Origin of the sequence: Microbacterium saperdae (assembly GCF_006716345.1) — a bacterium.
Classification (GTDB): Bacteria; Actinomycetota; Actinomycetes; order Actinomycetales; family Microbacteriaceae; genus Microbacterium; species Microbacterium saperdae.
In genome coordinates, this window is sequence record NZ_VFOX01000001.1 from 167,162 (window position 1) to 189,957 (window position 22,796).

Sequence of the window (22,796 nt, forward strand, 5' to 3'; positions counted from 1 at the left end):
CGCGACCTGCAGGACGAATCCCGACGGATGCTCCTGCATTCCGTGAGATCTCCTGCAGGCCGTGCGGCCGAAGGACCGCACCTGCGCCGCACTACCGCAGCAGCAGCGCCGCAGCCTGGCGGGCGGCGCCGAGCGCGACGTATTCGTCGGCCTCCGGCACCTCCACCGGGATGCCGAACACCTCCGGCGCGATCGCCCGTACCGCGGCCGACTGCGCCCCGCCGCCGATCAGCAGTGCGCGCTGCAGAGGCACCCCCGCCTCGCGCAGCGCGTCGAGACCGGCGCCGAGTCCGGACAGCATCCCCTCGACCGCGGCGCGGGCCAGGTTCTCCCGTGTCGTCGAAGCGAGGGTCATGCCGCTGAGCGTGGCGGTCGCGTCGGGCAGGTTCGGCGTGCGCTCACCCTCGAAGTAGGGCACGAGCGTGAGTCCGGCGGCGCCGGCCGACGCCGCCAGTGCGAGGCGGCTCAGCTCGTCATGGTCGACGCCGAGCAACGCCGCGGTGACATCGAGCACCCGCGCCGCGTTGAGCGTGCACACGAGAGGCAGGAAGTGGCCGTCTGCCGAGGCGAAGCCCGCGATGATGCCCGAAGGGTCCGCCGAGGGGCGCTCGCTCACACCGAAGACCGTGCCGCTGGTGCCGATCGACACCACCACGTCACCAGGGCCGGCGCCGAGTCCCCGCGCGGCGGCGGCGTTGTCGCCGGCACCGGGGCCGACGAGCCGACCGTCGGCATCCTGCACCGACTCCTCGGCGCCGAGCACGCGCGGCAGCACCGCGTCGTGACCCAGCGCGGCGACCAGCAGTGCCCGGTCGTACTCGCCGGTGGCCGGGTTCCAGTACCCCGTGCCCGAGGCATCGGAGCGGTCGGTGACCAGCTCCTCGAGCGCCGGGCCGAGCGGAGCGGCCTCCGCACCGACCGGACCGTACCCGCGCAGGCGCCAGGTCAGCCAGTCGTGCGGAAGAGCGACCGCCGCCACCCGTGCCGCGTTGTCGGGCTCGTGGTCGCGCAGCCAGCGCAGCTTGGAGATCGTGAAGGATGCCACGGGCACGAGGCCGGTGCGCGCGACCAGGTCCTGTGTGCCGAACTCGGCCACGAGGTCGGCCGCGGCGTCCGCGGAGCGGGTGTCGTTCCACAGCAGGGCGTCGCGGATGACTGCGCCGGAGGCATCGAGCGCCACCATCCCGTGCTGCTGTCCACCGATGGCCCAGGCCTCGATGTCGTCGAGTCCTCCAGCCTCGGCGATCGCGGCCGACAGCGCCGTCCACCACGACTCGGGGTCGACCGAGGTGCCGTCCGGGTGCGCGGCGCGGCCGGTGCGCACCACCGTGCCGGTCGCCGCATCCGTGACGACCACCTTGCAGGACTGGGTCGAGGAATCGACCCCGAGTGCGAGTGCCATGCTCGGACTCAGCGGGCGCCGAGGAGGTGCTCCGTGGCGAGCTGCTGCAGCCGCACGAATCCGAAGCCCTTGCCGCCGAAGTAGGCGTTCGCATCGAAGTCCTCGTAGGCGCTGCGGTCGGCGAGCAGGTCGTCGTATGACTCGCCCTCGCCCAGGGTGGGAGCGGCGAGTTCGATCACGCGCGCGGCGGCCAGGGCCTCCTGCACCTCGGGGTCGGCGCGGAACGCCGCGGCCCGCTCCTTGAGCAGCAGGTACGTGCGCATGTTGGCGGCGGCCGAGTCCCAGACGCCGGTCTCGTCTTCGGTGCGGCTCGGCTTGTAGTCGAAGTGACGCGGGCCGTCGTAGGCGGGGATGCCGTTCGGGCCGCCGTTCTCGAGCAGGTCGACGAGCGAGAACGCGTTGTGCAGGTCGCCGTGGCCGAACACCAGGTCCTGGTCGTACTTGATGCCGCGCTGGCCGTTGAGGTCGATGTGGAAGAGCTTGCCGTGGAACAGCGCCTGGGCGATCCCGGCGGTGAAGTTGAGTCCCGCCATCTGCTCGTGGCCGACTTCGGGGTTCACGCCGACGAGTTCGGGGCGCTCGAGCGAGTCGATGAACGCGATCGCGTGGCCGAGCGTGGGCAGCAGGATGTCGCCGCGCGGCTCGTTCGGCTTCGGCTCGATGGCGAAGCGGATGTCGTAGCCCTTGTCCGTCACGTAGTCGCCGAGCAGGTTGACGGCTTCGCGGTAGCGCTCGAGTGCACTGCGGACGTCCTTCGCCGAGTCGTACTCCGCACCCTCACGGCCGCCCCACATCACGAACGTCTTGGCGCCGAGCTCGGCGGCGAGGTCGAGGTTGCGCAGCACTTTGCGCAGCGCGAACCGGCGCACCTGGCGGTCGTTGGAGGTGAAGCCGCCGTCTTTGAAGACCGGGGCGGAGAAGAGGTTGGTGGTCACCATGGGCACGATCAGGCCGGTGTCGGCGAGCGCACCCTTGAGGCGATCGATCTGGGTCTGACGCTCGGCGTCGGTGGAGCCGAAGGCGAACAGGTCGTCGTCGTGGAAAGTGAGTCCGTACGCGCCCAGCTCGGAGAGCTTCTCGACCGCGTGCACGACGTCGAGCGCCGGGCGGGTGGGTCCGCCGAACGGGTCGGCGCCGTTGTAGCCGATGGTCCACAGGCCGAACGAGAACTTGTCGGCGCGGGTGGGGGTGAGGCTCATGATGCTCCTTCGCATGGTGCCGCACGGCGGCTTCCCGTAAAATGTTGTGAGCAACAACATATAACCTGAGGATGACGATGTCCAGCCTTCTAGACTGAGACGCCGAACCCCGATGGAGGACGATGTGACGACGGATGCTGCGCCGAAGGACAACGGCGACGGCGTGCGCGCCCGCAATCTCGCCCGCATCCTGCGCCTGGTGCATCTGGGGGGTCCGCAGTCGCGCGCCCAGCTGACGACGGCGACCGGGTTGAACAGGTCGACCGTCGCCGATCTCGTCGGCGAGCTGGTCGGCGACGGGTGGGTCGTGGAGCGGGAGCCCGATCCCGTCGGCCGGGTCGGCCGCCCTTCGCCCGTGGTGGAGGCGTCGCCCCGGCGCGTGGTCATCGCGGTGAACCCCGAGGTCGACGCGATCGAGATCGCCGCGGTGGATCTCGCCAGGGGCATCGCGCTGCGCGAACGGATCGAATCGGATGCCCTCCTGAGTGCGGAGGCGACCGCCGAGCTCGTCGCGGAGGTCATCGCACGCTGGCGCGACGAGGCGCTGCGCGGCTTCCGCCTCGTCGGCATCGGGATCGCGGTGCCGGGCCTGGTGCGTGCGGCCGACGGGCTGGTGCGCAACGCCCCGCACCTCGGCTGGGTCGATGCGCCGCTGCGCGCCCTGGTCGCTTCGCAGACGGGCCTGCCGGTGGCGGTGGGCAATGACGCGAGCCTGGGCGCACTCGCCGAGCATCTCTTCGGTGCTGCGGCGGGTGCGGATGACGTCATCTATCTCAACGGCGGCCCCTCGGGCATCGGCGGCGGGATCATCGTCCACGGCCTGCCGGTCGGGGGCGTCGGGGGATACGCCGGCGAGTTCGGGCAGAACCGCGTGCGCGCCGCCGGAGCGGAGGGGCCGGAGCCCATCGTGCTCGAGGACACCGTGAGCCGGGCGCGACTGCTCGCCGTGCTCGGGCTCCAGACGGCGGACGACCCGACGCTCGCCGAGGCGCTGGCCGCGGCGTCCGAGACCGCGGGCGATGTACAGGGGGAGAGTCGGCGCCAGCGGGTGGTGCTCGCGCAGGCGATCGCGGATGCCGTGAACATCCTCAACCCCTCCGTGGTCGTGCTCGGCGGTTTCCTCGCGATGCTCGTCGAGAGCGACCCCGAGGGCTTCGCCACCGCCGTCGCGACCGGGGCGATGGCGGAGAACGCCGAGGGGCTGCGCATCCTCTCGGCATCCCTCGCCGCCGACCGACTGCTGCTGGGTGCGGCCGAGCTCGCGTTCACCTCGGTCGGGGTGATCTGAGCCCGGTCAGCGCGCGAGTCTCAGGCCAGCGCGCTCAGCAGTGCCTGGGCCGCAGATGTCGAGGACTGCGGGTTCTGTCCGGTGATGAGCAGGCCGTCGACGACGGTGTGGTCGCTCCATGGTGCCGCGATCTCGACCTCGGCCCCGAGCGCACGCAGTGACGTCTCGAGCAGGTACGGCGCGCGATCCGCGAGTCCGCCGAGGCGCTCCTCCTCATCGGAGAATCCGGTGATCCGTCGTCCGGCCACCACCGACTCGCCCTCGGCGGAGCGGGCGGGCAGGAACGCGGCGAGCCCATGGCACACGGCAGCGAGCGGTCGGCCGCCGGCGACCGTCGCGGCGATCAGGGCCGCAGAGTCGGCGTCGACGGCGAGATCCTGCATGGGTCCGTGTCCGCCGGGGTAGTACACCGCGTCGAACGCGGCCGGCTCGACCTCGGCGAGCACGAGCGGGGTCGAGAGCGCGTCGATGTGCGCGATCGCCTCGGCGTCGCCGTCGGTCAGGCTCGTGGAGTCGACGGCAGGGATGACGCCGCCGGGGGTGGCGAAGGCGACATCGTGTCCGGCCTCCGTGAGGATGCGGTAGGGAGCGAGCAGTTCTTCGGCCCAGTAGCCGGTGGGGTGAGCGGTGCCGTCGTCGAGGGTCCAGGTGCGGGCGCCGGTGACGACGAAGAGGATGGTGGACATGCGATCTCCCGGGGTGAGGCGGCGGATGCCGCGCGTGTGCGGATACTCGGGACAACGAGCGCCTCTATGTGCTGATTCCGATAGATTGCCGATATGAGCAATCGGAATACCGATGGTTTGCAGGATCTCGGCCTGTGGCGCACGTTCCTGGCGGCATACCGCGCCGGGTCGGTGTCCGGGGCCGCGCGGATGCTCGGGCTCGCCCAGTCCTCGGTCACGGCGCAGCTGCAGTCGCTCGAGGCGACGCTCGGTGAGCCGCTGTTCGCCCGGCACGCGCGCGGCATCCGTCCCACCGCGCGCGCCGACGATCTCGCGGCGCGTCTGGCCGGCCCGCTCGACGCTGTGGCCATCGCGATCGGCGCAGATCCCTCCCGCCCTGTCGAGATCGCCCCCGTGAGGCTCGGCGGCGCCGCCGAGTTCCTCGCCACGGTCGTCATGCCGGCGCTGGCTCCGGCGGTCGCCGGCGGCCTTCGGCTCACGGTCACCGCCGGACTCGCGGACGATCTCCTGGAGCGGCTCGGTGCAGGCAGTCTCGATGTCGTGCTCTCCGCCGTCCGGCCGCGCGGGCGGCGGCTGCCCGCGGTCCCCTTGTTCGACGAGGAGTTCGTCCTGGTGGCCTCGCCCTCGCTCGGCATCCCGGCGGCGGCAGACCTGCGCGCCGAGGCGCTCGCCTCCCACCCCCTCCTCGCGTACGCGCAGGATGTGCCGATCCTGAGACGCTACTGGCGTCATGTGTTCGGCGCGCGCCTGGAGCGCGAACCTTCGCTCGTGGTCCCCGATCTGCGCGGTCTCGCCGCGGCCGCCGTCGCCGGAGCGGGGGTGACGGTGCTGCCCAGCTACCTGATCGCCGATGAACGGGCGGACGGTCGACTGATCGTGCTCCGCGAGACCGAGGATCCCCCCATCAACACGGTGTATCTGGTTCGCCGTCCCGGAGCCGTCGGCGAGGCGGTCACCGCGGTGGAGCGGATGCTGCGCGACGCCGCCCGGAGCCTGTGAACCTGATCAGCGGGCGAGCCAGCTCCGCAGCGAGCGGGTGACCCAGGGGAGCACCCAGTAGGTCATGATCGGCGTCAGGACCAGGGTCGTGCACAGCACGCGGAGCCAGATCGGCAGCGCATCCCACCCCGGCACCGGGCTCATCGCAGAGGTGAAGGCCAGGTTCACCGGGAAGAAGCCCAACCAGATCGTGACGGCCTGCTTCCAGCGCGGCGGGGCGTTCACGACGGCGACGGTCGCCGTGCCCTCGGCAGTCGGCAGAGTGATCGTGCCGGTGGAGGGCTCGTCGAACCATCCCTCGATGCCGCTGCGGCGCCGTGAGCGCTCGCTGCGGATGAAGCCCTCGCCCATCGACAGCCACCAGGCGCGTTCGCCCGACCGCTCCCACGCCACCAGGGTGTCCTCGTTCGCGAAGCGGTACAGCATGTGCCACACCTGCGAGTCCTCGCCGGCGCGCACCCAGCCGGAGCCGAGGAATCCCGGATACTTGTGCGCCATGTTGACCCCGGTCTGCACCCACGCCGTCGCCTCGGCGATGCGTGCGGGATCGACCTCGCGGCGGATGGAGACGGTGATGGGTTCGCTGGACATGGCAGGTCCTCGGAGAGGGGCGATCCGGATCGCGGATGCGCCGAGCGGTGGGGAGCGCCGGGGTAGGGGCGTGCCGTCGATTCTATGCGCCTCCCGCCGGGAAAGCCGTGCGGGGAAGCCGCTGGCGGTAGTCGCGCGCGATGATCGCGGATCGGAAGGATACGCGCCGTATGTCGGTGCGATGACCCCTACATGCGGGGGATTGCCCCCGCGTTCCTTGCGGGGGTGTCCTGACGGCGGGTAGACCCGATGGTGGCGGTCACGACCGCCGTGAGGGACCCTTCCTCCCCGGGGGGCCTCAGGGCTGCGGGGGATGGCATCTCCTCGCAGCCCACTGTCGTCCAGGGGAGGCGCGTGCAAGGGGACACCATGGGACGCACGCGAAGCAGAACGCCGGAGGAAGTAGGAGCAATTTGGGGAACGAAAATCGTATGGTCGTGTGCGTCGGGATCATCGATGACCATCGGGCGATGCTGCTGGGCACGACGGCGATCGTCAACGGTCATCCGGGAATGCACGTGGTCGCGATGGGCAAGACGGTCGCCGAACTCGTCGCATTCCGGCAGCGGATGGATGTCATCCTGCTCGGCCTGACGCTGTCGGACGGGTCGACGCCGGCGCAGAACATCGCGGCACTGTCCTGGACGGGAGCGCGGGTGCTGGCCTATGCCGCGGATGAGCAGATCGGGCTCATCCGCGAGGCGGCGAGAGCGGGGGCCGTAGGAATGATCAAGAAGTCGGACGAGGCGCCGCAGCTCGTCGCTACGTTGCGGGCCGCGGCACGTGGCCAGTTGGTCGCCGGCGCGGACTGGGTGCGGGGCGGCAGAGGAGACGCGTCGGGCGCGCGAATCAACCTCTCGACGAGGGAGAGCGAGGTGCTCGCGCTGTATGCCGCGGGGGAGACGGCGGAGCGGGTGGCGCAGGCGCTGTTCGTGTCACGCGAGACAGTGCTCGATCACATCCGCCGCATCCGGGTGAAGTACGCCGCGGTGGGTCGCCCTGCTCTCACGAAGGTCGACCTGTTCCGGAGGGCCGTCGAAGACGGATTCGTCCAACAGGACTCCTGACTTCTGTGCCCGCGCCGATCGGCGGGCGCAGAATGGGGAGATGAGCACACGCAGCGAAGCGGTCCTGGTCGATGTCGTCCGTACGCCGGTCGGACGAGGGAAGGCGGGGGGCGCACTGTCGGGCGTGCATCCGATCGACCTCGCCGCCGGAGTGCTCTCTGCTGTCCTCGCGCGGAACGGCCTGGAGTCGCGCCAGATCGATGACGTGCTGTTGGGTTGCGTGAGCCAGGTCGGCGAGCAGTCGATGAACATCGGGCGGCAGGCGGTGCTCGCGGCGGGATTCGATGAGACCGTCCCGGCATTCACGATCGATCGGCAGTGCGGATCGAGTCAGCAGGCCGTGCACATCGCCGCCCAGGGGATCATCGCCGGGTCCTACGACATCGTGATCGCCGGCGGGGTCGAGTCGATGAGCCGCGTGCCGTTGGGGGCATCCGCTGCCGGTGGCTCTCCGATCTCTCCGCGCCTGCGGGCCCGTTACCCCGAGGGCCTGGTGAACCAGGGGGTGTCCGCCGAGTTGATCGCGCAGCGCTGGGAGCTCACCCGGGAGCAGCTGGATGCCTACGCCGCGGAGTCGCATCGTCGCGCCGCGGCGGCGTGGACCGACGGATTCTTCGACAGGACGATGGTCGTGGTCCCCGAAGCGCCGGAGGCGGTGTCGGATGAGACCGTCCGCGCGGGAACGACGAGGGATCGGCTGGCCGCACTCTCGCCCGCGTTCCGCACGGATGCTCTGGCCGCGCGCTTCCCCGACCTGGACTGGCGCATCACCGCGGGCAACTCCTCTCCGCTGACGGATGGGGCGTCGGCGGCGCTGCTGATGAGCGCCGAGCGGGCCGAGGCCCTCGGTCTCACTCCTCGTGCCCGGTTCCATGCCTTCTCCGTCGTCGGCGACGATCCCCTGATGATGCTCACCGGTCCCATCCCCGCGACGCGACACGTGCTGGAGCGCGCGCGTCTCACGATCGACGATCTCGACGCGTACGAGGTCAATGAGGCATTCGCCTCGGTGCCGTTGGCCTGGGCGGCCGAGCTCGGGGCCGATGCGGAGAGGCTCAATCCGCGGGGAGGCGCGATCGCGCTCGGGCATGCGCTGGGCTCCTCCGGCACGCGGCTCCTCGGCACCCTCATCGACCACCTGGAGGCGACCGGCGGCCGATTCGGCCTGCAGACCATGTGCGAGGGCGGTGGCATGGCGAACGCCACGATCATCGAGCGGCTGTGAGCGACGGCATCCGCGACTGACTCCGCACGGAGAAGACCCCCGCCGACCCGATTCGGCGGGGGTCTTTGCGGTGCGGGACCGCTGCGGGAGCGTGAGCCGCTCACCGCGGCGCGGAAACCTGTGACTACCCGATCCGGTCTGAGTCTCTCCGCGCATCTGCAGTTGTAATCGATCGATGTGGACGCGGGGTGAACGGGTGAGGAACACCGTCGACGTGATAAATACATGGACGTCCTAGTAATTCTCCGGATGTCAGAGTAAAGTCGACATAGTGCCAATGTCGGCACGAAGGGACGTCACAAAATGACTCGTACTATCCCGCACTTCGTGGGCGGATCGCACCTCACGCCGGATGCCGGACGCTTCGCCGACGTGTTCGACCCCAGCACGGGAGCCGTGCAGGCCCGGGTGCCGCTCGCCTCGGCCGACGAGGTCCGTGCCGTGATCGCGAACGCGGAGGCCGCCCAGCTCGCCTGGGCGGCGACGAACCCGCAGAAGCGGGCGCGCGTGCTGCTGCGCTTTCTCGACCTGGTCCAGCGAGAGATGACCCCGCTCGCCGAGCTGCTCGCCAGCGAGCACGGCAAGACCGTCGACGACGCCAAGGGCGACATCCAGCGCGGTCTCGAGGTCATCGAGTTCTCCGCGGGAGCTCCGCACCTGCTCAAGGGGGAGTACTCGACGGGCGCGGGCGCCGGGATCGACGTGTATTCGATGCGGCAGCCGCTCGGGGTCGTCGCGGCGATCACCCCGTTCAACTTCCCGGCCATGATCCCGCTGTGGAAGGCGGGGCCGGCGCTCGCCGCCGGCAACGCGGTGGTGCTGAAGCCCAGCGAGCGCGACCCCTCGGTGCCGGTGCGCCTGGCCGAGCTGTTCCTCGAGGCGGGACTGCCCGCCGGAGTTCTGAACGTCGTGCACGGCGATAAAGAGGCCGTCGACACGCTGCTCACGGATGACCGTATCCGCGCGATCGGCTTCGTGGGTTCGACCCCCATCGCGGAGTACATCTACGCCACCGCCGCCGCGCACGGCAAGCGGGCGCAGTGCTTCGGCGGCGCCAAGAACCACATGATCGTGATGCCTGACGCCGACCTGGACCAGGCGGTGGACGCCCTCATCGGCGCCGGTTACGGCTCGGCGGGGGAGCGCTGCATGGCGATCTCGGTCGCGGTTCCCGTCGGCCGGCAGACGGCGGACGCTCTCGCGGCGAAGCTCACCGAGCGCGTCGCGCAGCTCCGCGTCGGCCCTTCCCTCTCCGCCGACGTCGACTACGGTCCGCTCGTGACACGCGCGGCGGTGGAGCGCGTCGAGGGCTACATCCAGCAGGGAGTCGACGAGGGGGCGACGCTGCTCGCCGATGGGCGCGGGTTCTCGGTGCCGGGGCACGAGGAGGGTTTCTACCTCGGCCCCACCCTGTTCGACCACGTCACGACCGACATGGCGATCTACCGCGAGGAGATCTTCGGTCCCGTGCTCGTGATCGCGCGCGCCGCCGACTACGAAGAGGCGCTGCGGATGGCCTCCGAGCACGAGTACGGCAACGGCGTCGCGATCTTCACCCGCGACGGTGACGCCGCCAGGGACTTCGCTGCACGCGTCGAGGTCGGGATGGTCGGCGTCAACGTGCCGATCCCCGTGCCGATCGCGTATTACACATTCGGCGGATGGAAGCGCAGCGGCTTCGGCGACCTGAACCAGCACGGCACCGACGCCTTCCGCTTCTACACCAAGACCAAGACCGTCACGAGTCGCTGGCCGTCGGGGATCCGCGACGGCGCCAGCTTCGTCATCCCCACCATGCACTGACCCATCGACACGTTCAGGGACTGAGGAATCAGGATTCGACATGACCATGACCACCACTGCCACCACCGCCGAGGAACGCGAGGCGATCCTCGGAGCCGTCCGCGAATTCGCCGAGACCGAGCTCGCGCCCTTCGCCGCCGAACGCGATGAGAAGCACATCTTCCCGCGCGAGTCGCTGGGCAAGGCCGGACAGCTCGGGCTCGGCGGCATCTACGTGCGCGAGGAATCGGGCGGTGCCGGCCTGGCCCGCGTCGACACCGTCGCGATCTTCGAAGAGCTCGCCAAGGGCGACCCCGCGGTCGCGGCCTACATCTCGATCCACAACATGGTGGTCTGGATGATCGACACCTACGGCACCGATGAGCAGATCGCGCGGTGGCTGCCCGATCTGACCGTGATGTCGGAATTCGGCGGCTACTGCCTGACCGAGCCCGGCGCCGGGTCCGACGCGGCGAACATCGCGACGAGCGCAGTCCTCGACGGCGACGACTACGTGCTCACAGGGGTCAAGCAGTTCATCTCCGGAGCCGGTGAAGCCGCGGTCTACGTCGTGATGGCCCGGACGGGCGAGGCCGGCGCTCGCGGCATCAGTGCGTTCCTGGTCGCCGGTGACGCCGAGGGGCTGAGCTTCGGCGCTCCCGAGAAGAAGATGGGATGGCACGCGCAGCCCACCCGACAGGTCGTCCTCGACGGCGTGCGGGTGCCGTCATCCGCTCTCCTCGGCGAGGAGGGGCGCGGCTTCGCGATCGCGATGTCGGCGCTGAACGGCGGCCGCCTCAACATCGCCGCCTGCTCGCTCGGGGGAGCGCAGTGGGCGCTCGACCGCGCCGTGCAGTACGTGCACGAGCGGGTGGCGTTCGGTGAGGCGCTCGCCGAGAAGCAGTCGATCCTGTTCGCGATCGCCGACATGCGCACCGACCTGCAGGCCGCACGGCTCATGGTCCGTGACGGCGCCGAAGCGGTCGACGCGCACGCCCCCGACGCCACGATGCGCTGCGCGATGGCCAAGCGCTTCGCGACCGATGCCGGCTTCGACGTCGCGAACCGGGCGCTGCAGCTGCACGGCGGCTACGGCTATCTGCAGGACTACGGCATCGAGAAGGTCGTGCGCGATCTGCGGGTGCATCAGATCCTGGAGGGGACGAACGAGATCATGCGGCTGATCGTCGGCCGCGAGATGCTGCGGCCCTCCGGAGCGACTTCCGTCCGGAGCGCATCATGACCCGCATCGCCTTCCTCGGGCTCGGCCACATGGGGTTGCCCATGGCGAAGAACCTCGTCGCCGCCGGGCACGAGGTGCACGGCTTCGACCTCGTGCCTGCGGCGATCGCCGCGGCCGGAGAGGCCGGCATCCCGGTCGCGGCGAGCGGGGCGGATGCCGTCGCCGATGCGGACGTGGTCATCACGATGTTCCCGGCGGGCAAGCACGTGATCGACGCCTACCGGGGTGAGCTGCTCGCCGCGGCGCGACCCGGAACGCTCTTCATCGAATCCTCCACGATCGCGGTCGACGAGGCGAGGGCGGCGCATGCGCTCGCGATCGCCGCCGGCCACCGCAACATCGATGCGCCCGTCTCGGGCGGCGTGGTCGGGGCCGAGAACGGCACACTCGCGTTCATGGTCGGCGGTGAGGATGACGACGTCGCGGCGGCGCTGCCGCTGCTCGAGGTCATGGGGAAGCGCATCGTGCACTGCGGGGGCCCGGGGCTCGGCCAGGCCGCGAAGGTCTGCAACAACATGGTGCTCGCGGTCTCGCAGATCGCGGTCGCCGAGGCCTTCGTGCTCGGCGAACGGCTGGGACTCGAGCACCAGGCGCTGTTCGACGTGGTGTCGCAGGCGTCGGGCCAGTGCTGGTCGATCACGACGAACTGCCCGGTACCGGGACCTGTGCCGACGAGTCCGGCCAATCGCGACTACCAGCCCGGGTTCGCCGGGGCCCTGATGGCGAAGGACCTCGGACTCGCGCTGCAGGCGATCGAGCAGACAGCGACGGATGCGCAGATGGGCCGCTTGGCGCAGCAGATCTACGCCGCATTCGCGGCCGGCGACGGCGCGGGTCGGGACTTCTCGGGGATCATCACCGACATCCGCGAAGACCGGGTGTGATCCTGCCCGGTCGAGAGTCGCGACGATACGGAACGCGACGATACTGGGGAGACGACGACGTGGAGGCGGGAACGACATGACCGAGTACGAGACGATCCTGGTCGAGCAGCGCGGGCGGGTGGGGTGGATCACCCTGAACCGCCCCGAGGCCCTGAATGCGCTGAACGGCCGCCTGGCGGATGAGGTCACGGCCGCCGCGCTCGCGTTCGACGCCGATGACGGCGTGGGCGCGATCGTCGTCACCGGATCCGAGAAGGCGTTCGCGGCCGGTGCCGACATCAAGGAGATGGAGGGGATGTCGGGCGCGGAGATGCTCGAGACCGACCACTTCGGCGTCTGGCATGCGTTCGCTGCCGTGCGCACCCCGGTCATCGCCGCCGTCTCCGGGTTCGCGCTCGGCGGCGGCTGCGAGCTCGCGATGATGTGCGACATCATCCTCGCGGCGGACACCGCGAAGTTCGGCCAGCCGGAGATCAACCTCGGAGTCATCCCCGGCATGGGTGGCACGCAGCGACTGATCCGCGCTGTCGGCTACTACAAGGCGGCGGAGCTCGTGCTGTCCGGTCGGTTCATGGGTGCGGAGGAGGCCGAGCGGGCCGGGCTCGTCTCGCGGGTGGTTCCGGCATCCGATCTGCTCGCCGAGACGACCACGCTCGCCGAGACCATCGCCTCGAAGTCCCTGCCGTCGCTGTACGCCGCGAAGGCCGCGCTGGATACCGCGATGGAGACCACCCTCGCCGAGGGGCTGGCTCACGAGAAGCGCGCGTTCGCCGCACTGTTCGACACGGCGGACCAGAAGGAAGGCATGTCCGCCTTCCGCGAGAAGCGCGCGCCCCGGTTCGAGAACCGCTGACGTGTCCCTCTCAGCCGCGCAGCGACTCGACGATCTTGGCGATGCGCCGGTCGCGCGTCTCCTCCTGCTTGGCGTCGGCGACCGTGCGGGCGTGCTCCTTGCGGACCGAGTAGCTCAGCGCGTCGAAGGCGGCGCGCAGCGCGGGGTCGGCGTCGAGGGCTTCGGCCAGTGCGGCGGGCACCTCGACCGTGCGCTCGGCGGCATCCACCCGGATCACGGCATCGACCTCCTGGCCGATCTCGAGCCCCAGCTCGGCGCGGACGGCCTTGTTGAAGCCGATCATGTTCTCGCCGCCCATACGCGCCAGCCGCAGTCGCGCGGTCTGCCCGCCGATCGTGACGACCACAGGAAAGGCCTTGCCTCCGCCGAGGGAGGCGACCTGCTCGTCGCTGAGCAGGATCGCCGCAGCAGGACCACGGCCGGTGAGGACGGTGTGAAGTCGCAGTTCGCTCATGCCGTCAGCGTACGCCCGCGGCCCTCGATCTCGGAGACAAGGGCAGCGTTGCGCTCCGCGATGAGTCGGCGCATGTACGAGCGCAGGAACAGCGCGTCGACCGCGCGCCCCAGCGGCCCGAGCGGGGAGCGGAACGTGATCCTGTCGCTCATCAGCGTGCCGCGCGGATGCTCTTCGAAGACGTGCTCATGCAGGAACGAACCGAACGGACCGGCGAGCTGGCGGTCACGGAACCCGCGCGGCGGATCGATGTCGAACACGATCGTGCGCAGCCGGAACGGGATCCCGAAATGGCGAGCTCTCCAGGTCACCGTCGAGCCCTCCGCGAACCGGTTTCCCGCCGGCGCCTCGATCATCGTCTCGCCGTATCGAGCCATCGACCGCACGTGCAGGTCCGGGTCGAGGGACGCCGCGAACACGAGGGCAGGCGGCGCAGCGATGACCGTCTCGAGCACGAACCGCGCCATGTCAGAGCGGCTCGGGAAGCGGACGCGGCTCGGTGAAGTCGCCGGCGCCCTTGCGGAGCCGCGCCACGATCGCGACGAGCTCCGCGGCGTCCGCGGAGCTGATGCCCGGCGCGGCGAACACATCGGCGTTGAGCGCCGTCGTCGCGCGCTCGACCAGATCGCGTCCCTCATCGGTCAGGGCGAGAAGCGCCGCCCTGCCGTCGTGGGGATGCGGTTCGCGAACGATCAGACCGTCGCGCACGAGCCGGTCCGCCGTGCTCGTCACCGTGGTCGCGTGCACCTGGAGTCGTGCCACGACGCTCGACAGCGGCAGGCGCCCGGCACGGCTGAACGCCAGCAGACGCAGCACCTCGTAGCGGGCGAAGCTCAGCGCGAAGGGCTTGAGCGCGGAATCCACCCTGGCGAGCAGCAGCTGCTGTGCCCGCATGACCGAGGTGACCACGGCCATGCCGTCGGCGGCATCCGACCATCCGTGCGCGATCCACTGCCGCTTCGCCTCGGCGAGCGGATCAACGGGCAGCGGGCGGGATCGGACCACGCCTCTACGCTACCGGCGGGGGCCGGTGTCGCGGCTGCGGCGCGACGGGAGCAGTTCGCGCGCAGGGTGGATCTGCGTCGCAACAGAGGTGGCACTCAGTGTCGCGGGGCTAGAATCGGAGCAGTCGTGAGGAGCAATCGATGAAGATCTTCGTCCTGGTCAAAGAGGTGCCGGACACCTATGGCGATCGCAAGCTGAATCTCGAGACCGGGCTGGCCGATCGTGCGGCCGGTGACGTCGTCCTCGACGAGATCACGGAACGAGCGCTCGAGGTCGCACTGAGCCACGCCGACAAGAACGAGGGCGTCGAGGTGGTGGCGCTCTCGATGGCTCCCGAGACGTCGACCGCGTCGATCCGTCGGGCGCTCGCGATCGGTGCGGCATCCGCCGTGCACATCGCCGATCCCGCGCTCGCCGGTGCCGATCTCGGACTCACCGCGGAGGTGCTGGCCGCCGCCATCCGTCGCGGCGGACCCGATCTCGTGATCACCGGAAACCTGTCGACGGATGGCTCGGGCGGTGTGCTCCCGGCGATGCTCGCCGAGCACCTCGGATACGCGCAGGTCACGGCGCTCTCGTCCGTCGAGATCACCGCGGATGCCGTCTCCGGCAGTCGTGCCGCTGACGCCGGTGCCCAGCAGGTCTCGGCGGCGCTGCCGGCCGTGATCTCGATCACCGAGGCGCTGCCCGACGCGCGCTTCCCCAACTTCAAGGGCATCATGGCCGCGAAGAAGAAGCCGCTGGAGGTGCTGTCGCTGGCAGACCTCGACGTCTCCGCCGACCCCGCAGCGGCACCTCGCACGATCATGACCGCGGTGGCGGAGAAGCCGCCGCGCGCTGCGGGCGTGAAGATCACCGACGAAGGCGATGCCGGCACGAAGCTGGTCGAGTACCTCGTGCAGAACAGGCTGGTGTGAGATGACGTATCCCGAGAACCCGATCCTGGTCCTGGTCGATGTCGATCCCGCGGGCAACGCCGCGAGCAGCACCGCGGCGCTGATCGGCGCCGCCTCCACCGTGGGGTCGCCGGTCGTGCTCGTCGTCGGCGGCACGCAGGCTGCCGTCGATCAGGCCGCCGCCGCGGGCGCCGCGTTCGTGCTCACCGCGGAAGGTGATCAGGCCGCACTCACCGTGCCGATCGTCGACGCCCTGCAGGCCGCGTTCGACCGCGTCGGACCGGACGCCGTGCTGATATCGAACTCCATCGCCGGTCGTGATGTCGCCGGTCGCTTCGCGGTGCGCACCAAGAGCGCACTGTCGGTCGACGCGATCGGGCTGTCCCGCGACGACGAGGGCATCGTCGCGCATCACTCGGTCTACGGCGGCGCCTACCTGGTGGACTCCGCGCCGACGTTCGGCGTGCCCGTGATCACGGTGCGCCAGGGAGCGGTGGATGCCCGAGCGGATGCCGTCGCCTCGCCCACGGTCGAGGTGATCGAGGTCGCCGCGTCGGGTGCTGTCGCCGCTACGGCCGGTGCGATCGAGGCCGTCGAGGTCGCCTCCTCGCGGCCAGAGCTGCGCGGCGCGACCAGAGTCGTGTCGGGCGGCCGCGGACTCGCCTCGAAGGAGAAGTTCGTGCTCGTCGAGGAGCTCGCCGACGCGCTCGGCGCCGCGGTCGGAGCCTCTCGTGCCGCCGTCGATGCGGGGTACATCCCGCAGTCGCATCAGGTGGGGCAGACCGGTGTCTCGGTGTCGCCGCAGCTGTATGTCGCGCTCGGGATCTCGGGTGCGATCCAGCACCGCGCGGGCATGCAGACCTCCAAGACCATCGTCGCGATCAACAAGGACGGCGAAGCGCCGATCTTCGACGTGGCCGACTTCGGCATCGTCGGCGACCTGTTCACGGTCGTGCCCCAGGTGATCGCCGCCCTCGAGGCGCGGAAGAAGTAGGCATGGCGACGCGGATGCTGCGGCGCGGGCTGCCGCGTGTGGCGGGCGGGGAACCCTGGCCGCCCGCTGTCGAGATCGCGGATGCTGCTGCCGCCGTCGCGGGCGTGGACCCTTCGACGAGCTCGGGGCCCCCGGTCTCGGTCGCTGCGTCTGCGTCGGTCGTGGAGACCGCGCCGGTCGCTGAACCCGCGCCGGTCGCGGCGCCCGCGCCGGTCGCGGAGCCGGTCGAAACGTCTCCAGCCTCGCCGACCACCGTGCTCCGGCTCCGTCGGGGGCTCCCGCGCGTGCCGGGCGGTGAGCCCTGGCCTCCTGCCGAGGCGACCGCTGCCCCCGCGAGTGTTTCGCCGCCCCCGGCACCGGTGGATGCATCCGCTCCCCGGGAGGCGCCCACGGCAGCGGCCGTGACACCGCCGACCGCCGTCGCGGTACCAGCCACAGCGGCACCCGCCGAGCCTGCGGCAGGTGCAGCGGCGGCGCCGGTCGCAGCAGCAGCCGCCGCCACGATGGTGCGCCGCGGCCTCCCGCGAGTCGCTGGTGGGGAGCCATGGCCCCCGGCCGACACCGCTCCGATGCGGGCGAGCACTTCGACGGGTGCAGAGGCGCAGGCTGTGGTGGCGGACGGCCCTTCGACCGGTTCGGGGGCGCAGGCCGTGGCCGTGCCCGCAGCGCGCGCGAGCGTGCTCGCCTCCGACATCGACACCCCGCTGCGCGGGACGCGCACGGTGTGGGACGGCAGTGCTCCGCGGCATCTTCCTGCGGCGCCGGCACCGGCATCCGCTCGCCCTCGTCCGACCTGGCCGCAGGCGATCGCCGTGCTCATGGGAGCCGCCGCACTCGGCGTGCTCGCCGGGGCCGTGATCGCGTTCGTGCGCACGCTGCTGAGCTTCCCGTTCATGCAGGACTTCCTCGCGGCGTTCCCCGGCGAGTACGAGTCGCCCATCGCGGTCGCCCCCGGGTTCGCACCCTGGATCGGCTGGCAGCACTTCTTCAACGTGTTCCTGATGGTGCTGATCATCCGCTCCGGTCTGCGGGTGCGCAGCGAGAAGCGGCCGACCGTGTTCTGGTCGCCGCGCAACAACCCCAAGGGCAAGATCAGCCTGACGCTCTGGTTCCACCAGGCGCTCGACATCCTGTGGCTCGTCAACGGCGTGATCTTCGTGGTGCTGCTGATCGTCACCGGGCACTGGGTGCGCATCGTGCCGACCAGCTGGGAGGTCTTCCCGAACGCGCTGTCGGCGGCGCTGCAGTACGTCTCGTTCGACTGGCCGCATGAGAACGGCTGGAACAACTACAACAGCCTGCAGCAGCTCGCGTACTTCGCGACGGTGTTCCTGGCGGCGCCGCTCGCGGCGATCACCGGTTTCCGCATGTCGGGCATGTGGCCCAAGAAGGCCGAGGGGCTGTCGAAGGCGTATCCGGTGGAGTGGGCCCGCGCCCTGCACTTCCCGGTGATGCTGTACTTCGTGGCGTTCATCATCGCCCACGTGGCGCTGGTGATGCTCACCGGATTCCTGCGCAACCTCAACCACATGTACGCCTCGCAGGACGCCGTCACCTGGACCGGATTCTGGGTGTTCGTGGCATCCCTCGTGGTGATCGCCGGGGCATGGTTCGCCGCGCGTCCGCTGGTGCTGGCGCCGATCGCCAAGACGATGGGCACCGTCTCCGGACGCTGAGCCGGGTGCATCCGCTCCGTCGCCGAGACCCACCGCCAACGCCGAGACCCACCGTCACAGACATCTGCGGCGGTGGGTCTCGGCGTCACGGATGGGTCTCGGCGACCCCGTGCGCGGGTCAGCGGGTGAAGCGGACCTCGGTCAGCGTCTCGCCGAGGAACGGCTCGGTGTGCTGAGCGCCGTCGAGGGCGAAGCCGTTGCGCGTGTAGAAGCGGTGCGCGCGAGGGTTGTCCTCCGCGACCCACAGGTACAGCGGCTCGTCCTTCTCGACGGCCGCATCGAACAGCTTCTGGCCGATGCCGGTGGAGTGCCAGGCGTCGAGCAGATAGATGAAGTACAGCTCGCGGAACGCGGGAGCATCCTTGTCGCGGGCGGGACCGGAGCCGGCGAAGCCGACGATCTCGCCGTCGACGAGCGCGGCGTTCATCTTGAAGTCCGGGCCCTGAGAAGCCCAGTGCGTCCACAGCTCCGCCATGCGGCGGGGGGACACCTTCTCGAGCGCGGCCTTGCTGATCAGGTGGTCGTAGGTCTCGTGCCAGCACTGGGCGTGCACGCGACCAAGGGCTTCCGCATCCACATCACGGACCGGACGGACAATGACTTCAGGCTGGGCTTCGGCGCTCATGCGGCGACTCTACGCGTGGCTCCCGTGATCAGGAAATCGAGCGGATGCCCTCCTACTCGCACCCGCGCGCACTGGAGGTTTCCGACAACGGTATTCGCGATTCATGCACTTCTGGCTACGATCGATCCTCGTGAACGTGATCTGGCGCACTCTCCTGGTGATCCTCGGCGCTCGGCGTCGCGTACGACGGGGCAAGACCCTCGAACCGAACGCCGTCGGCAGCATCCGCCTGACGACGCTGCCGACCGACATCGACATCCTGCGGCACATGAACAACGGCCGCTATCTGTCGTTGTTCGACCTCGGGCGCTGGGACCTCCTGATCCGCACCGGCCTGTTCGACGCGATGAACAAACGCGGCTGGTACGCGGTCGTCTCGAGCGAGACCGTCACCTTCCGCAAGTCGCTCGAGCTGTGGCAGCGCTTCGACGTGCAGTCGAGATTCGTCGGTCACGACGAGAAGGCGCTGTTCCTCGAGCATCGCGCGGTCGTGGACGGCGAGGTCTATGCCAAGGTCATCGTGCGGGCCCGGATGCTGCGCCGCAGCGGCGGCACGGTGTCGCACGAGGAGCTGTTCGGCGCCCTCGGCAAGCCCGAGGGCGTGCCGGAGATCGACGAGTGGATCCACGACTGGGCCGCGGCGTCCGCCCTGCCGCCGACCCGCAGCGCGGCACCGAGCGTCTGGCACTGATCCGCACGATGCCCTCCTCGCGATAACTTAGGCGGGTGCTGGCAATCCTGAAGACCGCGGGTCACGTGCTCTGGAGGCACTGGCCTGCGCTGATGGCGTGGTACTTGGCCGGAGTCCTGGTGCACTACGCGATCACCCAGATCGCCGGCACGATCGGCGCCTCCTCGGCCACCCTCGGGTTCCTCGTGCTCCCGCTGGCCATCCTCGCGCGACTGGTCAGCCTCGTCGCGATGTTCCTCGTGCTGCGCGACGGACTGCGCAATCTGCAGGAGGTCGCTCCGCTCCCGGAGTCCGCCGTCGACCGCCGACGCACCTTCCTGTCGGCGCTGCTCACCGGCATCCTCCCCTTCTTCGCGGTCTACTGGGCACAGGGGCTCCTGGGCGAGGATGTGCGGGCGTACTCATCGCGCGCGCTCGCCGTGCGAAGCAGCATCACCGCCGTGGCGGGGTTCAACGGGGAGCCTCCGATCAGCGATCAGGACACGGTGCTCAATCTGCCTCTCAACGGCTGGACGGTCGCGATCATCGTGCTCGCGTTCGCCGGTCGCTGGGCGTGGTCGAAATGGTCGTCGAAACTGGCCTCCTGGCTGTCGCCGGTCGCGGTCTACTTCGAGGTCGTGTGGGTCTTCTTCTCGGTGCTCCTGCTGGGCGACATCTTCGACGCGATCAAGGCCTGGGTCGACAGCCGCGCCGCGATGGCGTTCCTCGAGACGGTGCGCGAACAGATCCTCGATGCGATCGCGCCGCTGCGGTGGCTGTGGGACGGCATCGGATGGGTGCTCTCGGAGGCGGGACCCGTGCTGATCGCGCCGCTCGCCTGGCTCACCATCGCCGGTGTCGTGTTCGGACAGGCGATCGTCGCGGAGAAGCTCCGGGTGGAGAGCGAACTGGTCGCCCGGATCCGTGAGCACGCCGCGGTGATCCCGAATCCTCTGGTGCGGCGGCTGAAGGACCTCGGCGATGAGCTCGGCGCGCGTTTCCGCCCGATCGGGCGCGCGCTGCTGCTGATGTGGCGGGCGGGCCCGCTGCTGGTCGCGTCCTATGCGCTGCTGTACGTGATCGTCAAGGCGGCGGAGTCGTTCCTTGCGTTCGGTGTCACACGGCTGGTCGGTCCGCACGACTACTTCTTCTGGGCCATCGCCACACCCCTCGTGTCCCTCGTCCCGCTGCTGCTGATGGAGCCGGTGCGGATCGCCGTCATCAGTGGCGCCTATGACGCGACCCTCGGCCGTCTGCGCCGCAAGCAGCAGGAGCGCACGGAGGATGCGGGCCTCTCGCCCGCGGAGGCTGAGGTGCGGGCGGTGGCCGACGCCGCCGGTCTGCTGCCGTCGTCGGTCGATGCCGTGGCCGCGGCGGTGGTCTCCGCCCCGGCGCGGGACGTCGTCGGCGGTCAGCGTTCCAGCGAGAACCTCACGAAGGACCCGCCGGCCTTGTAGGGAGCGATGTCGACCCAGAACGGGCCCTCGACGTCATCCGGCACCACGAACGGCAGGATCAGCTCGTAGGGCGCCGCCGTGTCCGACACGCAGATCTCCGGTTCGTCCGGATGCGAGAGCAGCCCGATCTGCGAACGCGCCGACTTCCACTCCCGTCCCGTCTGCTGATCGACGAGCACCGGATCCATGCAGCCGACGCCCTTCGCGTCGGGGTCGACCGGCACGCCGACCGCGATCACCGTGGCGCCTGCCGGTACATCGAGGCCGGTGAGGTCATCCAGCTCGCCGCCACGCACCGGACCCCAGGTCGCTCCGGCCAGCTCGGCGGATTCGTCCTCGTCGACGGTGACCGGCGCGAACGGACGCGCGCCGTACCCGTAGTACTGGAACCACTCGTGCCAGCCGATCCCCGCCACGGTCGCCGGGGCGAGCACGGCCAGCGCGACCAGCGCGAGTCTGTTGCTGCGCCACCAGGAGACGGGCTTCGCCGGCTCGCTGACGGGTGTCGCGGGCGTCGGGGGCGCGGGTGGTATGGGAATCGTCATCACCGGGCCCACCCGTTCTCATCCAGGAGCACCTCGGCATCGACGGGCAGGTCGTCGAGAGCGATGGGGAGGTCGATCACACCGTCGAGCAGCACTTCGCGATACGAACCGCTCGGCACGCCCAGGCGGAGCGTGGCTCTACCGGTGAGCGCGTCCTGGGGGAGCTCGAACGCAAGGCTCCCGGATCGAGGGACGCCGGTGATCAGGCGCTGATCGACCAACGTGGTACCACGGTCGGTCGCGCTGAAGGTGCGGTCGCCGATGACCAGCTGCGCGAGGGAGAGGGTCCCCAGCTCCTGGGTGACCACGGAGGCGGCCTCCAGATCGACGACGAGCCAGGATCCCTCCGCGCTCCAGCCCTTGGCATCCGTCACCCGGTTCGCGAGGCGCACATCCGTGACGGTGACGGCGAGGTTGCGGGTGACCGCCTGCTCGCCGACCGTCGCGGCCACGGGGAAGGGCGCGATCGTCGAGTCGTCGGGCAGTGTGACCTTCGACACACCCCACGCGACCACGAGGAGTGTGAGGGTGAGCAGCCAGACCAGGATGTGCTTCTTCACGGCGTCGTCACCTCCTGGATCGTCGTCGTCACGGTCGCGCCGATGCGGACCTCGTCCCAGTAGTCGCCCCGCATCACGCTCTTCCCCACATAGTGAGTGGAGTCGGGCAACGTCAGAGTGATCTCTTCGCCGTCATGGAAGTCGTCGGGGCCGACGATCCAGGCGACGAGGAGACGGGCGGGCACATCGGGTTGCAGCATCGGTGAGCCGAGGCCGTCATCCGCGCGCGAGACCGATGCGGGCTCATCGATCCCGTCCACGCGGATGCCGTCGATCACCGGCGGGTTCTTCCCGCCCGAGACGGACATGCGCGGGGTCGGGAAGGTGTTGACGACGTCGACCGTCACGACGAGCACCCGCTCGTTCTTCTCCTCGTCGGGGTACACGTAGGCGTTGCCGCGGTCGCTGCGCAGCTCGACTCCCACGACCGTCATCTCGAGATCCGACCCGGAGAAGGTGTCGCCGGCGGCGAGTTCAGGGAGGGGATCGACGGCCGCGGCCTGCAGGCCGCCGAAGAGTGCCGTGGTCGCCAGGAGCGCCGCCCCGCCGGCCGTGAGGAGCCAGGACGTGGGGATCAGATCGATGCTGCGCCGCGCCCAGGCGAGCACCTTCGCGCGGGCCCCGGCGTTGGCGGCCGCCACCGCAGCGGAATCGCCGTCGGGGGTGCTGCTCTCCGGCGGTGTCGTGGTCACGGC

24 protein-coding genes are annotated in these 22,796 nt (G+C 70.2%); 13 read left to right on the plus strand and 11 right to left on the minus strand.

Annotated features, from left to right (window positions below; translation table 11 throughout):
• Window positions 1–91 precede the first annotated feature (91 nt).
• Complete coding sequence (gene xylB / locus FB560_RS00765; protein ID WP_141870614.1) at window positions 92–1,402, minus strand: xylulokinase; 1,311 nt, start codon at window positions 1,400–1,402, stop codon at window positions 92–94.
• A gap of 8 nt (window positions 1,403–1,410) precedes the next feature.
• Window positions 1,411–2,601, minus strand: coding sequence for a xylose isomerase (gene xylA / locus FB560_RS00770; protein WP_141870615.1), 1,191 nt, complete (start codon window positions 2,599–2,601; stop codon window positions 1,411–1,413).
• Between the two features lie 124 nt (window positions 2,602–2,725).
• Between xylA and FB560_RS00775 the strand changes: the two genes are divergently transcribed.
• Window positions 2,726–3,889, plus strand: a complete 1,164-nt coding sequence (locus tag FB560_RS00775; protein WP_229673371.1) for an ROK family transcriptional regulator — start codon at window positions 2,726–2,728, stop codon at window positions 3,887–3,889.
• A gap of 20 nt (window positions 3,890–3,909) precedes the next feature.
• Here the strand turns inward: FB560_RS00775 and FB560_RS00780 are convergent, their stop codons facing one another.
• Window positions 3,910–4,575, minus strand: a complete 666-nt coding sequence (locus FB560_RS00780) for a type 1 glutamine amidotransferase domain-containing protein (RefSeq protein WP_141870617.1) — start codon at window positions 4,573–4,575, stop codon at window positions 3,910–3,912.
• A 93-nt stretch (window positions 4,576–4,668) separates the two neighbouring features.
• Here FB560_RS00780 and FB560_RS00785 point away from each other — a divergent pair, with 93 nt between their 5' ends.
• Window positions 4,669–5,574 carry a LysR family transcriptional regulator gene (locus FB560_RS00785; RefSeq protein WP_141870618.1) on the plus strand — a complete coding sequence of 302 codons (906 nt, stop codon included), beginning with the start codon at window positions 4,669–4,671 and terminating at the stop codon, window positions 5,572–5,574.
• 6 nt (window positions 5,575–5,580) lie between these two features.
• Here the strand turns inward: FB560_RS00785 and FB560_RS00790 are convergent, their stop codons facing one another.
• A complete protein-coding gene (locus FB560_RS00790; protein WP_141870619.1) occupies window positions 5,581–6,165 on the minus strand; it encodes an antibiotic biosynthesis monooxygenase in 585 nt (194 codons plus the stop codon).
• Window positions 6,166–6,602: 437 nt separating this feature from the next.
• Between FB560_RS00790 and FB560_RS00795 the strand changes: the two genes are divergently transcribed.
• The 6 genes from FB560_RS00795 (at window position 6,603) to FB560_RS00820 (ending at window position 13,219) form a co-directional block, all read left to right on the plus strand.
• The gene (locus FB560_RS00795) at window positions 6,603–7,232 is read left to right on the plus strand and encodes a response regulator transcription factor (RefSeq protein WP_170197997.1); all 630 of its coding nucleotides are present in this window, start codon (window positions 6,603–6,605) and stop codon (window positions 7,230–7,232) included.
• Between the two features lie 40 nt (window positions 7,233–7,272).
• Window positions 7,273–8,457 (plus strand): thiolase family protein, encoded by a 1,185-nt coding sequence (locus tag FB560_RS00800; RefSeq protein ID WP_141870621.1) that lies wholly within the window; start codon window positions 7,273–7,275, stop codon window positions 8,455–8,457.
• Between the two features lie 303 nt (window positions 8,458–8,760).
• The gene (locus tag FB560_RS00805; protein ID WP_141870622.1) at window positions 8,761–10,260 is read left to right on the plus strand and encodes a CoA-acylating methylmalonate-semialdehyde dehydrogenase; all 1,500 of its coding nucleotides are present in this window, start codon (window positions 8,761–8,763) and stop codon (window positions 10,258–10,260) included.
• 40 nt (window positions 10,261–10,300) lie between these two features.
• Complete coding sequence (locus tag FB560_RS00810; RefSeq protein WP_141870623.1) at window positions 10,301–11,482, plus strand: acyl-CoA dehydrogenase family protein; 1,182 nt, start codon at window positions 10,301–10,303, stop codon at window positions 11,480–11,482.
• Window positions 11,479–12,366: a 3-hydroxyisobutyrate dehydrogenase gene (gene mmsB, locus FB560_RS00815; RefSeq protein ID WP_141870624.1), complete on the plus strand. Its 888-nt coding sequence runs from the start codon at window positions 11,479–11,481 to the stop codon at window positions 12,364–12,366. The genes FB560_RS00810 and mmsB overlap by 4 nt, the downstream gene beginning before the upstream one ends.
• 76 nt (window positions 12,367–12,442) lie before the next feature.
• Complete coding sequence (locus tag FB560_RS00820) at window positions 12,443–13,219, plus strand: enoyl-CoA hydratase-related protein (RefSeq protein WP_141870625.1); 777 nt, start codon at window positions 12,443–12,445, stop codon at window positions 13,217–13,219.
• A gap of 10 nt (window positions 13,220–13,229) precedes the next feature.
• Here FB560_RS00820 and FB560_RS00825 read toward each other — a convergent pair whose 3' ends face one another.
• The 3 genes from FB560_RS00825 to FB560_RS00835 are packed head-to-tail and all read right to left on the minus strand — an operon-like array spanning window position 13,230 to window position 14,678.
• The gene (locus tag FB560_RS00825; RefSeq protein ID WP_141870626.1) at window positions 13,230–13,673 is read right to left on the minus strand and encodes a YdeI/OmpD-associated family protein; all 444 of its coding nucleotides are present in this window, start codon (window positions 13,671–13,673) and stop codon (window positions 13,230–13,232) included.
• The gene (locus tag FB560_RS00830) at window positions 13,670–14,140 is read right to left on the minus strand and encodes an SRPBCC family protein (protein ID WP_141870627.1); all 471 of its coding nucleotides are present in this window, start codon (window positions 14,138–14,140) and stop codon (window positions 13,670–13,672) included. The genes FB560_RS00825 and FB560_RS00830 overlap by 4 nt, the downstream gene beginning before the upstream one ends.
• Window position 14,141: 1 nt before the next feature.
• Entirely contained in the window at window positions 14,142–14,678 is a 537-nt protein-coding gene (locus tag FB560_RS00835; RefSeq protein ID WP_141870628.1) for a MarR family winged helix-turn-helix transcriptional regulator, read from the minus strand.
• A gap of 140 nt (window positions 14,679–14,818) precedes the next feature.
• Here FB560_RS00835 and FB560_RS00840 point away from each other — a divergent pair, with 140 nt between their 5' ends.
• The 3 genes from FB560_RS00840 to FB560_RS00850 are packed head-to-tail and all read left to right on the plus strand — an operon-like array spanning window position 14,819 to window position 18,244.
• Window positions 14,819–15,595, plus strand: coding sequence for an electron transfer flavoprotein subunit beta/FixA family protein (locus FB560_RS00840; protein WP_141870629.1), 777 nt, complete (start codon window positions 14,819–14,821; stop codon window positions 15,593–15,595).
• 1 nt (window position 15,596) lies between these two features.
• Entirely contained in the window at window positions 15,597–16,568 is a 972-nt protein-coding gene (locus FB560_RS00845; protein ID WP_141870630.1) for an electron transfer flavoprotein subunit alpha/FixB family protein, read from the plus strand.
• A 2-nt stretch (window positions 16,569–16,570) separates the two neighbouring features.
• Window positions 16,571–18,244: a cytochrome b/b6 domain-containing protein gene (locus tag FB560_RS00850; protein WP_141870631.1), complete on the plus strand. Its 1,674-nt coding sequence runs from the start codon at window positions 16,571–16,573 to the stop codon at window positions 18,242–18,244.
• 118 nt (window positions 18,245–18,362) lie between these two features.
• Here the strand turns inward: FB560_RS00850 and FB560_RS00855 are convergent, their stop codons facing one another.
• Window positions 18,363–18,869: a GNAT family N-acetyltransferase gene (locus FB560_RS00855; protein ID WP_141870632.1), complete on the minus strand. Its 507-nt coding sequence runs from the start codon at window positions 18,867–18,869 to the stop codon at window positions 18,363–18,365.
• 130 nt (window positions 18,870–18,999) lie between these two features.
• On the opposite strand from FB560_RS00855, the gene FB560_RS00860 reads away from it, so the two are divergent.
• Window positions 19,000–19,560: an acyl-CoA thioesterase gene (locus FB560_RS00860; RefSeq protein WP_141870633.1), complete on the plus strand. Its 561-nt coding sequence runs from the start codon at window positions 19,000–19,002 to the stop codon at window positions 19,558–19,560.
• Window positions 19,561–19,595: 35 nt separating this feature from the next.
• Complete coding sequence (locus FB560_RS00865) at window positions 19,596–20,996, plus strand: hypothetical protein (RefSeq protein WP_141870634.1); 1,401 nt, start codon at window positions 19,596–19,598, stop codon at window positions 20,994–20,996.
• On the opposite strand, the gene FB560_RS00870 is transcribed toward FB560_RS00865, so the two are convergent.
• From FB560_RS00870 to FB560_RS00880, 3 genes are read right to left on the minus strand one after another with little or no spacing between them, the layout of a single operon-like run.
• A complete protein-coding gene (locus FB560_RS00870; RefSeq protein WP_141870635.1) occupies window positions 20,951–21,541 on the minus strand; it encodes a hypothetical protein in 591 nt (196 codons plus the stop codon). The two genes, FB560_RS00865 and FB560_RS00870, sit on opposite strands and share 46 nt — an antisense overlap.
• Entirely contained in the window at window positions 21,541–22,101 is a 561-nt protein-coding gene (locus FB560_RS00875) for a DUF4352 domain-containing protein (RefSeq protein WP_141870636.1), read from the minus strand. Before FB560_RS00875 ends, FB560_RS00870 begins: the two co-directional genes overlap by 1 nt.
• Window positions 22,098–22,793, minus strand: coding sequence for a hypothetical protein (locus FB560_RS00880; protein WP_141870637.1), 696 nt, complete (start codon window positions 22,791–22,793; stop codon window positions 22,098–22,100). Before FB560_RS00880 ends, FB560_RS00875 begins: the two co-directional genes overlap by 4 nt.
• Window positions 22,794–22,796: the final 3 nt, after the last annotated feature.